This window comes from Streptomyces sp. NPDC001880 (genome assembly GCF_053594575.1).
In genome coordinates, this window is record NZ_JBSFET010000134.1 from 1 (window position 1) to 11,463 (window position 11,463).

10 protein-coding genes and 3 pseudogenes are annotated in these 11,463 nt (G+C 68.0%); 10 read left to right on the plus strand and 3 right to left on the minus strand.

What is annotated here, in order from left to right:
• Window positions 1-777, plus strand: a 777-nt coding sequence (locus ACWCQ6_RS33485; RefSeq protein ID WP_451095709.1) for a helix-turn-helix domain-containing protein, incomplete at its 5' end; no start/stop codon positions are given.
• Between the two features lie 64 nt (window positions 778-841).
• A complete protein-coding gene (locus ACWCQ6_RS33490; protein WP_451095711.1) occupies window positions 842-1,057 on the plus strand; it encodes a peptidoglycan-binding domain-containing protein in 216 nt (71 codons plus the stop codon).
• Between the two features lie 653 nt (window positions 1,058-1,710).
• Here ACWCQ6_RS33490 and ACWCQ6_RS33495 read toward each other — a convergent pair.
• Window positions 1,711-2,148, minus strand: a complete 438-nt coding sequence (locus ACWCQ6_RS33495) for a hypothetical protein (RefSeq protein ID WP_451095713.1) — start codon at window positions 2,146-2,148, stop codon at window positions 1,711-1,713.
• 225 nt (window positions 2,149-2,373) lie between these two features.
• Here ACWCQ6_RS33495 and ACWCQ6_RS33500 point away from each other — a divergent pair.
• Window positions 2,374-2,709 (plus strand): annotated as a pseudogene (locus ACWCQ6_RS33500) (transcriptional regulator); the annotation flags it as partial.
• On the opposite strand, the gene ACWCQ6_RS33505 reads toward ACWCQ6_RS33500, so the two are convergent.
• Window positions 2,709-4,403, minus strand: coding sequence for a GH25 family lysozyme (locus ACWCQ6_RS33505; RefSeq protein WP_451095715.1), 1,695 nt, complete (start codon window positions 4,401-4,403; stop codon window positions 2,709-2,711). The pseudogene ACWCQ6_RS33500 and the gene ACWCQ6_RS33505 overlap by 1 nt on opposite strands.
• A gap of 359 nt (window positions 4,404-4,762) precedes the next feature.
• On the opposite strand from ACWCQ6_RS33505, the gene ACWCQ6_RS33510 reads away from it, so the two are divergent.
• From ACWCQ6_RS33510 to ACWCQ6_RS33530, 5 genes and pseudogenes are all read left to right on the plus strand, one after another.
• Window positions 4,763-5,824, plus strand: coding sequence for an MFS transporter (locus ACWCQ6_RS33510; RefSeq protein ID WP_451095717.1), 1,062 nt, complete (start codon window positions 4,763-4,765; stop codon window positions 5,822-5,824).
• A gap of 458 nt (window positions 5,825-6,282) precedes the next feature.
• Window positions 6,283-6,608 (plus strand): annotated as a pseudogene (locus tag ACWCQ6_RS33515) (hypothetical protein); the annotation flags it as partial.
• Between the two features lie 117 nt (window positions 6,609-6,725).
• The gene (locus tag ACWCQ6_RS33520; protein WP_451095719.1) at window positions 6,726-6,875 is read left to right on the plus strand and encodes a hypothetical protein; all 150 of its coding nucleotides are present in this window, start codon (window positions 6,726-6,728) and stop codon (window positions 6,873-6,875) included.
• A gap of 219 nt (window positions 6,876-7,094) precedes the next feature.
• A complete protein-coding gene (locus tag ACWCQ6_RS33525) occupies window positions 7,095-7,664 on the plus strand; it encodes a transcriptional regulator (protein WP_451095721.1) in 570 nt (189 codons plus the stop codon).
• Window positions 7,665-7,884: 220 nt separating this feature from the next.
• Entirely contained in the window at window positions 7,885-8,211 is a 327-nt protein-coding gene (locus ACWCQ6_RS33530; protein ID WP_451095723.1) for a hypothetical protein, read from the plus strand.
• A gap of 339 nt (window positions 8,212-8,550) precedes the next feature.
• Here ACWCQ6_RS33530 and ACWCQ6_RS33535 read toward each other — a convergent pair whose 3' ends face one another.
• The gene (locus ACWCQ6_RS33535; RefSeq protein WP_451095725.1) at window positions 8,551-9,153 is read right to left on the minus strand and encodes a DUF6000 family protein; all 603 of its coding nucleotides are present in this window, start codon (window positions 9,151-9,153) and stop codon (window positions 8,551-8,553) included.
• A gap of 45 nt (window positions 9,154-9,198) precedes the next feature.
• On the opposite strand from ACWCQ6_RS33535, the pseudogene ACWCQ6_RS33540 reads away from it, so the two are divergent.
• A pseudogene (locus tag ACWCQ6_RS33540) lies at window positions 9,199-10,308 on the plus strand (IS256 family transposase); the annotation flags it as partial.
• Window positions 10,309-10,375: 67 nt separating this feature from the next.
• Window positions 10,376-10,933, plus strand: coding sequence for a GNAT family N-acetyltransferase (locus tag ACWCQ6_RS33545; protein WP_451095727.1), 558 nt, complete (start codon window positions 10,376-10,378; stop codon window positions 10,931-10,933).
• Window positions 10,934-11,463 lie beyond the last annotated feature (530 nt).

Here is an 11,463-nt window from a genome sequence, read left to right on the forward strand (position 1 = left end):
CAAGGCGACCACCCACCCGCACAGCCACCGCCGGAAGTAACCGCACTGCTCCAGGCACTGCGGCAGGTGAAGGAGTCCAAGAACCTCTCCCTGGATGCCTTCACCCACGACACCGGCTACTCCCGCTCCTCGTGGAACCGGGTCCTCAAAGGCACCGCGTTCCCACCCCGCGCAGCCGTGGAACGGCTTTGCTCCCGCCGCCGCCTGGACAAGAACACCCTGCTCGGCCTCTGGGACGCCGCCGACCGGGCCCGCCGCATCCAGGAAGAGTTGCCACCGACGGCCCCGGCCCCCGTGCCGCCGACCGCCCCGGCCCCTGCTCCCGGCACTGCAACTCCGAAGCCCGCAGCGGCCAGCCCGGCCCCTGAACCGTCCACGCCCGGTACGGCCGCACCAGTGAGGCCGGCTGCTGCCTCGCGGAGCCGGATCAAAACCCTCGCGCTGATCGCCGCCGCCCTCACCGCGCTGCTGCTGGTCGGACGCTGGTACTCGGTCCACGAAACGAAGGACTCCACCGTCTCCCAGCCCGAGACCGGCGGCGACAACCGACCCGGCGACGACCAACCAGTAGTCGACGAACCCCCCTGCCCTCGAAGAGCACCACCCCACCGACCAAGGCACCGAAGGACGACGAGGAGAACAAGGACCAGGACCAGGAGTCCACGGGCGAGGAGGACACGAACACGGAGCCACCGCGCCCCAGCAGTTCAGCCAAGGCCAGACCTCTTCCCCAGACTCTGCTTCTGCCTCGCCCGGTACGGCCGCCTCGCCCGGTGAGGCCGCTGCGCTCGGCGCCGCCGGCCGCGCCAGCTGCAACTACAACTCGGACCGTACCCAGGTCATGGCCAAGGACATGGTCGGCTCGAAGGCGAAGCAGATCCAGTGCCTGCTGAACGCCAACTACGACTACACGCTCACCGGCGACGGCAACTTCGGAGAAAAGACCGATTTCGCCGTACGCGCCGTCCAACGCTGCAGCGGTCTCAACGTCGACGGCCAGGTCGGACCCCAGACCTGGAAATACCTCGACACCCCCACGTCCGGCTGCGGACACTGAAACAGGCGATCCAACCACCAGCTCAAAGCACTGCTGCCGTCACGCCGTAACGACGGCGTGACGGCACAAAGAAGCCGCGGATGGACGCACCCCCAATGCACGCTGCTCCTGGACCAGGAAGACGGGCCGCTCGCGCCCCGCTCTGCCAGCGCTGCGGCGAGCGGGGCGGGAGCGGCCCGGCCGGGGATCTCCTGCGCCAACCCCTGCGACATCCCTCGCAGGGTGGGAGGGCGGGGCGTACGGGAGCGCATCGCGGGATCGGGTGCTGCCCGTGCCCTCTCGCGCGTTGGCGGGGTCACGCGCGGCCGGGCAGGGGCCCGGCCCAGCTCCTGACGGATGGTTCGAGGGATGAGAGGCAGACGACCGGACCACCCCAGGAAGGGCATCTTCTCTGCCAATGCGGGTGGGGAACCGGGCAGGAAGAAGCCCTCTGCGCGTGCCGCTTGCCCGGCCCGTCCCATGGTCTGGCCTGGGGCCGCATTGGCCCAGGGACGGTGAGGAGCAGCAGCCGCCTCTCGGGTCTCACCGGGACCGATTGCCGCCACCCCACACATTCACCATCCGGCTGGCCAGCACCATCGCCAAGTGCAAGTTCGCTGCTGCCTGACACACCAACCGCCGCGGCGGGTGCCTCGATATGCACCCGGGGTAGATCAGCCGCCGCAGCCGGTCGTAAAGTCCATCCAGTCGATGACCCAGCCGTCCGACTTCTTACTCCACTCGAAGTTGCCCAGGTTCCTGTCGTAGCCTCCGGCAGGCTTCTCGTAGCAGCCGCTCAGGTTGGCCTTGTCGTTGGTGTACTTCACCTTCCCGTAGATCGGGATGTCCTTGCCTTCTGGAAGCGGAGTGAGCTTCTTCTCCTGCACGTAATAGGAGACCGCGTCCTCGCAGAGCGGCGATCTCCCCTCAGATCTCAGGTCAAGTGCCGTGTAGAACGATCGCAGGAGCCGATCTTGCGCCGAGGGAGTGGAATCGGCGAGCCGGCACACGGCCGCGCCGTCTCCCGCGTACAGCCCCCGGACGAAGGCCCGGTAGGACTCCTCCGGACTTTGGGGAGGCTTCGGGGCTTCGGCAACAACATCTCCGTCCATGGGCCCCTCTCCAGCCCCGGCGGGGAACGTACCCGAAGTGTCCTCTCCCCCGCAGCCGGCCAGCAGCAGACATGCCACCGTCGGCAGCAAAATGGTTCTCCAGGCTCGCCTGCTCACAGCAAAATCTCCATTCCTGGGCCGAACTGGCCCTCAAATATGTTGGGTTGATCAAGTTGATCATATGTAACTTCAAAGGCGAGAACAGCCTCAGCGAACCGTCTCGGCATCCGGCTCGTCGACCGGAACGGAACTCGGGCCCGGGGCCTCGGTGCCGGTGTCGAACGGCGACTCGACGAGCTCGCGGACGGCATCGTCACCCCGGTCACCGTGAAGCGCGGTCTGATGGCCCGCCTGCACTGCCTGACCCGGACCGACCACAGCCGCCGGGCGGCCAGGGACGCCGGGCTGACGGTGACCGACCGGACGCTGAAGGCGTGGCTGGAGGAACGGCGCCAGCCGTCGAACGCCAACCTGGAACGCATCGACGCTGCCTACCGCCAGGTCCGCCGCCAGAACGTCGCCGGGCACCTCCTGCGACGCCTGAACGCCGAGCGCGGGGGTTAGATGAAGGTGATGTCCCAGTGGATGCCGCCGCTGCGGGGGATTTCGTAGACGTATTCGGCGGTGATGCCGTTGAGGGTGCCGTGCCAGCGGGCGTCGTTGCCTCGGGGGGCGCCCTTGCGCTGGGTGGTCTTGATCCAGTTGGTCACGCAGCGGCCCTCGTCACGGGTGCGCAGGTCGAGCTTGTAGCCGTTGGCGTGGGAGCGGGGGCCCCTGGTGCTGTGGCCGGACTCGGTGCCGCCGGTGATGGTGATGGTGCAGCCGCCGCTGGCCTTCTTCAGAGCGATGACGCCCTGGATGGTGCGGGCGCGGACGCCTTCGAGGGAGGTCCGGCCGACCGGGGCCTTGATCCCGGCCGCGGCGAGCTGCGCGAGGGCCTGCCGCTGGGTCAGCCTGCCGTTCGCCGGAGCGGGCGTGGTCGGAGCGGGCTGCGTCGGGGCGGTCTTGGTTCCGTTGATCAGCTTGTTCCACGTCTTCGGACCGACGATGCCGTCAGCGGCCAGACCGTGGGACCGCTGGAACGCCGTGGTGGCGTTCCGGGTGGCCGGGCCGAACGCCCCGTCGACCGCGATGCGGTTGCCGTACCCGGCGAGCTGCGCCTGGGCGGCCTTGACCGCCGGCCCGCTGGAACCGGTACGCACGGTCCGGGTCAGCTTGTTCCAGGTGTTCGGGCCGATGATGCCGTCGGCGGTCAGGCTGTGGGAGCGCTGGAACGTCATGGTCGCGTTCCGGGTGTTCGGGCCGTAGATCCCGTCGGCGGTGACGGACTGGCCAGCCGCGGCCAGCAGGTGCTGGGCGGTGGTGACGTTCACGCCGCGCGTCCCGTTCTTGAGCAGCGGCCAGACGGCCGTGGACGGAGCAGACGCCCCAGTCCCGGCACCGGCCCCGGCCCCTGCACCAGCTCCGGTGCTGGGGCCGGTGGGGGTCTGGCCAGGAGCCAGGTGGGCGAGTTGGCGGAGCTGGGTCAGTGTGCCTTTGTAGACGTTGATGTCGGCCCTGCCGCGCAGGCCGGGTACCGACCCGTTCTCGGTGTACTGCCAGATCGACCAGTACCTGCCGCCGACCGGAGCGGGCTCACGCGTTCCGCTCTCGTAGCGGGGCTGCCACAGTGGGCTGTTGGCGAGGGCGCTGGTGTTGCCGCGCAGGCAGGTGTCGGCGAAGTCCTTCGAGGTGTAGACGATCGGGTTCACCCCGAACGCCTGCCGGGTCTTGGCCAGGAAGTCGGCGACCTGGGCGTTGTTCACCCCGGACGGGCACCGGCCACGGATCTTCTCCAGATCGACCACCGGCGGCAACTGCCCCGGACGCTTCCCGTCGTAGCCGGCGGCCTTGACCGTGCGGATGAAGTGGTCGGCCTGCGCGGCGCCGGAACCGGTGTCGTAGAAGTGGTACGGGGCGGCCATCAGCCCGGCCCGCGACGCCCCCGCGAAGTCACCCGCGAACATCGGGTCCCGGTAACCGGTGCCCTGCGTCGCCTTCTGGAACACGAACGAATACCCCGCCCTCACGGACGCCGACCACTGGACCGGGTGGGAGTTGTGATGGCTGGTGTCGAACCCCTTCACGCTGTACGCGGCCGGACTCAACGCCTGCGCCTGCTCCTGCCCGGAGAAGCTGATCAGGCCGAACCCGGCGGCCGCGACCGCCACCATGGCACCCGCCTGAAACCCCGTCTTCTTGCTGATGATGCCCACGTCTTCACCTCTCGTCAGACCCACCGGCGCACAACCGGAGGGCAGTTCACACGGCGCCTTCGCGGCGTCGACGAGATGAAGATTCGGGGTACCACTGTCCCACCGGTAGCCTGATCGCCATTCCAGCCGTACCGCGCCGTCCCGGCCGTTCCACAAGGCCCCTGACCTGCGAAAAGGAACGGCTCTGGAACACGGCGACCACACCAGTACCAAGGGGGAGACTGGGACGTGTGAGCCATTGCCCCGGACCGAGGCCTGCACGGGGTGCGGCTCGTCGACCGGGCCCTGCTGCAGAACGGTCCTTGCTGGGCTGCGAGGCTGCCAATAGGTGTCTTGATTCTCAACGGAAGGTTCAGCCAATGAGTTTCCCCGCAGTGTCGCTACGCCCATACCTGACCATGGTGGCGGCGTACTCGTTCGGGTTCGGCCTGTACAGCACGGCCAACATCGTCTTCCTCACCACAGTCGTCGGCCTGGATCCTTCGGTCGTGAGCATCGGCCTGGGCGCCGGCGCATTCAGCGGAATGCTTGTCGCAGTCCCGGTCGGGCGGCTGGCCGACCGGATCGGGCATCGGCGCGTGCTACTGATCCTGCGCTTTGTGCAGGCACTGTTGTTCATGTGCTACCCGTTCATCAGCGGGCACCTCATGTTCATGACGGTGGCGGTCTTACTGGGCGCCGTATTGGCTGCAGGGATGCCGGTCAACCGCGCGGTACTGTCGGAGTTCGTACCGCCGGATGAGCGGGTCAAGGCCCAGGCCAAGTCACGCACCATGTTCAACATCGGCGTCAGCGTCGGCTCGGCGGCCGGCGGACTGGGAATTGCGGTGGGAACCCGGGCGGCATTCGTCGTACTCCTGCTCGCTGGCGCGGCATCTAGCGCACTGTCGGCATACCTGGTCACGAGACTGCCGCGTGGCGAACATGGCGCGCCGACGGCCCGTGCGGGCGCGGTCCAGCCCAGCGCGTTGCGTGCACCAGGATTCCTGGCGATCACTGCGATATCCGGCGTTCTCGCGCTCAACGCCGCCATTGCCACCGTGGGGTTGCCGCTGATCGTGGTGCGCACGGAAAGCGTGCCGAACTGGACGGTCGCCGTCATCACCCTCCTCAACACCCTGCTGGTCATCGCCTTCCAAGTTCCAGCCGCGCGTGGCTCGGAGGACGTCCGCGGTGCGGCGCGAGCCAGTCGTCTCGGTGGACTGTCGGTCGTTGCCTGTTGCGCGTTCCTGCTGGTATTCCACAACGGTCTGTCCCTGCCGGTCGCGCTCGGACTGCTGCTCGGCGCCGTCCTGACGATCACTGCCGCAGAGCTGTTCTGCTCCGCCGGCTCGTGGGGGTCTCACATGCACTGGCTCCGGACGAACGGCAGGGCGACTACTTCGCCACGTTCGGGCTGGGGTTCAGCACCGCGCAGGTAGTGGGACCGCCGCTGGTGACGCTTGTGGTCGAGGCGGGCCGACCCGGTTGGACCGGCCTCGCCGTGATTTTTCTTGCCGCCGCCCTCGTTTATCCAGCAGTGGCCCGGTTCGCCGAGCGCCTCACGCATACTGGTAGCTCGCAGCCAGCTCCGTATGGAACACCTCAATGACCGGCAGCAGCGCGGCATGGTCGGGCACCGTGCCTTAGATCAGCGCCACTTGGGTCGAGGTGCCGTCGCGCCAGCCGACATCTTTGCCAAGCTGGCCCCGCACGTCCACGCGGCGGACGTCTGAAGGGGCTCGGACAACATGGGTTCCCGACAGGCTCGCCAACGGAACGGCGCCAACGGGCGGCTGCGCCCTGAGTCGTGTGACCTGAGGGGCGTCCCAGCTGGTCTATCCGTCGGAAACGCCTGTTCGACTTGCACGATCCGAGATCGGTTGGGATACGGCTTCTCAGCCAGCGCCTCCCGGTCGATTGGCTCCAAGAGCACCTCGCCGCGGAGGCGACGCACTACCTGTTCCCTACGCTCGTGCAGCGGCTCACACACCGTCCCGAGGGCCGCTGCAGTGGAGGTGCCAGCAACTGCTGACCGTCAGGACCGGGAAACAGATCTGGGGTCTGCTCGATGTCCTTCCCGGTACCTTCGACAAGATCCCGGAGACCTTGGACACGGCGTCGAAGAAGGACATCGTCAGCCGCATAGAGCATGCCGTGACCGTGCGCGAGTGGTCGGAGCGGACGGCTCCTGATGTCGGTCCTGGAGAAATGCCACGGACCTGAGACACGGGCACCCGGACACGGGCTGAGACAGCGCAGAAACTCGCTGGTCAAGACTGTTCTCTATGACACGAGCCGCGAGATCCTACAAGTCGTCGATTCGAGGAAGGAGCCACACACATGCCTGATCGCACACGGGAGTTCGGCAAGTACGGCGCCCGCGGCGCCAAGGGCTACGAACTGGTCGCCCGTCGGCTCGACGAACTCGCGGGCGGCATCAGCACCCCGGTCACCGCCCGGCGCGGCTGGACGGCCCGACAGCAACCGTGACAGCAGCCGCCCAGATGCACTACTCCCGCTTCATCGACATGTCGCAGACCTGATCACCGGGCCCCCAACGCCCCTCAAGGGGTCTGGGAGCGCCTCTCGCTGACGATCAACCACGCCGGGGCCCGGTGCGGCGCGGTCCGTGTTCGCCGCCCAGGGGGGCGTACAGGGGATCCGTTCGCTGATGAGAGACCAGTTCGCACGACGAGGAAGGGGAGATCCGTGCCGGAGAGGACGATCGACTTCGGGAAGTTCGGCGCCCGGGGCATCAAAGGCAGTGACGCTGTCGCACGCAAGCTCGACGAGCTGGCGGACGGCATCGTCACCCCGGTGACCGTGAAGCGCGGCCTGATGGCCCGCCTGCACTACCTCACCCGGACCGACCACAGCCGCAAGGCGGCCCGCGACGCCGGGCTGACGGTGACCGACCGGACGCTGAAGGCGTGGCTGGAGGAGCGGCGCCGGCCGTCCAACGCCAACCTGGAACGCATCGACGCCGCCTACCGCCAGGTCCGCCGCCACAACGTCGCCCGGCACCTCCTGCGACGCCTGAACGCCGGCGGCGGGACACGGGTGGAGATCCACCCACTGAACCAGTCGCAGGTACCGCGCCCGCTTCAGCGGCTGGTGGAGTACCGCACGATGAACGTCCGCCGCTGGGACCGCATCGTCGAGGCCTGGGCAGCCGGCGACCACCAGGGCCTGGACGACGCCTGGGAAGACGTCATCGTCGACCTCGGATCCCAGTGGGGCCAGTACGAGTACGTCACCAACATCGGCTTCGCCGCGTAGGCCACCCTTCCTCGCTGTTGGCCGCCCCGGGTTCCCAGTCCGGGGCGGTTTGCGTGCGTCGTTCAGAAGGGCGTACGGGCATGCGGCCGGGTTGGTGGGATGCTGCGGACGGCGACGCTGCGAAGGAGGACGCGTAACCCGTGAACTGTTCCTGGTGTGCCAGGGCTGCGGACACAGGATTTCCGATGATGCCGGGTACCTGTGGGCCGATACCGCCGAAGTGAACGCGGTTCAGCGGGAGTGGAAGGCGCAGCGCACCCGGGCCGACGGGGCTTTCGGCATAGATCTCACGGAGCTGCTGGAGGGTCCGGACCAGGCGCGTTGGCGAGCCAGCCACGAGGGATGCGACCCGGAGCGTGGCGGGAGCCATTACCGCGTTGCCGCCGGGAAGCTCCGTACCCGGGCCGACCTCCTGGACTGGACTGCCCATCTCATGGAGAAGAACTGGCTGTCCGCCACCGACTGGCGCGATCTCCTGAGAGAAGCCCGAAAGGGCGGTGAACGCCTTGTGGTGATCACCCCGGAAGCCAGCCGAGGACCGCTCTGAGCGCCTGTCAGCCGCCTCAGGTCTCCCAGCCCCGTGCCTCTGACGTTCGGGGCTCAGAGGGATGGGCGGCATCTGATACATCGAGACCGGCTACCAGCAGCTGCGTACTGCGGGAACTGGGTTCCTCTGACGTGGAACGCCACCCCGTTACGACCGCCGCTTGCCCACTCGAGCTGGGCCGTGCGGGCAGCCTTCGCCGCGGAGGCCAGGCCCGTGCGGGACTGCAGCCGCTCGAAGTCACTGCGCCCCTCGCCGTCGAACGCGACGATCTGGCGTGACGGAGGGTGGCCGCGTCACGGGCGTTGAGCCAGAGTCTTCGCAGTGAACGAAGCCAAGAGGTCAGATGCCGGCACATTCGTCTATGACGGCGCAGGCGAGGCGGATGCCGCCCAGGTAGCTAGAGATGCCGTCATCGCCGTGCATGTGGGGCGCGTCCTGGAACCACTGCCGCCACAGGCCGCCCTCCTGGAGGAGGTGGCTGGCCCGGTCGCCGTGCAGGACGGACTCCGTGTAGGCCAGGGCGCCCATGGCTGTCGGCTGGTCGTAGGCGAGATCGGGCCGACGCAGGTAGCGATCCAGGTAAGCGGCAAGCAAGTCGGCGTCTCGTGCGGTGCCGAAACTCGCCAGTGCCACACAGTAGGCCCCACCCGCGCAGCAGACCTCACTCTCCAGTAGCAGCGCACCCAGACGCTCACGGAAGTGGTCACGGCGCGAGACGGCGGCGAGCCATGCCGCGGTCCGCCGCTCGCGCCAGCTGCCTTCGAAGAGGATGGTGAGCTCGGCATCGGTAACAGCCCTCGCATCAGCGGCCAGGTGCTGAACGAACGGCTCGTACTCCTCGCGCGACATGCGAAGTACCGCTCCGCCGAGCTTCAGGTAGCGGCGCGCGGGGAGGCAATAGCGGCGGTAAAGGGCCTGTATCTCGGTGTCGTAGCGGATCACCACACCATCCTCTCGCGACGAGCACGCAGCTGAGGGCGTGGGGCGGACGAGCGGGGACGCCGGCTCGTGGTCCGCAACGGTCACCACCAGCCGCGGAAGGTAACCACCGCCGCGGGAGCCGTCGAGGTGCGGGCCCCGCGCGTCAACGACAAGCGCATCGATGAGGCAACGGGTGAGCGCAAGCGGTTCTCCTCGGCGATTCTTCCGCCCTGGTGCCGCAAGTCTCCGAAGATCAGCGAGGTGCTGCCGCTGCTCTACCTGCACGGCCTGTCATCAGGCGACTTCGTGCCCGCTCTTGAGCAGTTCCTCGGCAGCTCGGCGGGCCTGTCACCGGCGACGGTCACCCGGCTCACTCAGCAGTGGCAGGCCGATCACCAGGCGTTCGGCGAGCGCGATCTGTCCGGCAGTGACTACGTCTACGTGTGGGCCGACGGCATCTATCTGCGCATACGCCTGCGGGAGGCGAAGTCGTGCGTGCTCGTGTTGATGGGTGTGCGCGCGGACGGCACCAAGGAGCTGATCGCCATGAGCGACGGCTACCGGGAATCGGCCGACTCCTGGGCCGACCTGCTGCGCGACTGTCAGCGGCGCGGGATGCGCGCCCCTGTCCTGGCGGTCGGCGACGGTGCGCTCGGTTTCTGGAAGGCTCTGACCGAGGTCTTCCCCAAGGCACGGCATCAGAGGTGCTGGGTTCACAAGATCGCCAACGTCGCGAACGCCTTGCCGAAGTCGGCCCAGCCCGGGGCGAAGAAGGCCCTGCGGGAGATCTACAACGCCGAGGACCGCGACCACGCGCTCAAGGCTGTCGCGGCGTTTGAGAAGACCTACGGGGCGAAGTTCCCCAAAGCGGTCAGGAAGATCACCGACGACACGGACGAACTGCTCGCGTTCTACGACTTCCCCGCCGAGCACTGGATCCACCTGCGCACCACCAACCCCATCGAGTCCACCTTCGCAACGGTCCGGCTCCGCACAAAGGTCACCAAGGGCGCCGGCAGCGCGGCCGCCGCCTTGGCGATGGTCTTCAAACTGGTGGAGTCCGCCCAGCAGCGGTGGCGGGCCGTGAACGCACCGCACCTCGTCGCACTGGTCCGCGCCGGAGCCAGCTTCGAGCGGGGCATCCTCGTCGAGCGATCGGCGGCCCGCGCGGCCTGAACACCACCGATGGCCGCCAACTGGAAAACCGGTGGCAGACCCGCCAGCCCATGGTGAAGATCGCGACATGCCCAACTTCCTGGAGACCGACCGGCTCGTCCTGCGCGCGTTCACGACGGCCGACACCGACCACCTGCTCGCCCTGGACAACGCCCCCGAGGTCATGCGCTTCATCAACGGAGGCCGTCCTACCAGCCGCGAGACCATCGAGACGCGAGTCCTGCCGCGGCTCCTGCGCGACTACCCGTGCTGGGAGACCCGCGGCTACTGGGCCGCACAGGAGAAGACCACCGGTACTTTCCTGGGTTGGTTCGAGTTCCGGCCGTTGGACGAGCACAGCCCCGCCGTGGTCGAACTCGGCTACCGCTTGAACCAGGCGGCATGGGGGCACGGCTACGCCACCGAGGGCTCCCAGGCCCTGATCCACAAGGGGTTCACGGACCTGGAGGTCGAGCGGGTCACGGCGAACACGATGGCCGTCAATACCCGTTCCCGCCGTGTCATGGAGAAGTCGGGGCTCTCCTTCGTCCGGAACTTCACCGGGGACTGGCCGGAGGCGATCGAGGGCTCCGAGCACGGTGAAGTCGAGTACGAACTCACCCGGACCGAGTGGGAACATCGGTAGACGTCGACGACCCAATCCACAACTCTTGACAATTTCTCGAAGAAGGCTGTACCGGGGGCTGGAGAGGTGCACCCGGCAGGGGACCGCAGGTGTGAACCACCCAAAACAGACACCGCCCGTTTCCGCAGGTCAGCCCCGGCGGGCAAGCCGCCCTGGCGCGCGGACACCTCTTTGCCCGCGATAGCCGGGGAGAGAGGTACCACCCAGGGCAGGGGGCGGGACGGCGTCAGGCCAGACAGCCGGCCACGAAGCACGGCACGCAGAAGGGGCGGGCCCGAGCGCCCGCCCCTCCCGCACATTCCCCGACTCCAGCGCATCCCGAGTTGATCGAGGTCTGTCCGGCGTTGCTCGGCGAGCTTGTCAGCGCGTTTGCGGACGTTGTCGAGCCAGGTGCCGAGCTTGACCACCACGAGCCCGTCAGTAGCGTTCTGACGGCCCCGTTACCTTTTTCGTGCCCCGCAATGGGGCGCCTGGCCTCCGGGTCCGGTATGGCTGTGTGCCCCCTGTCGAAGTCGATGACCTGGGGGGTG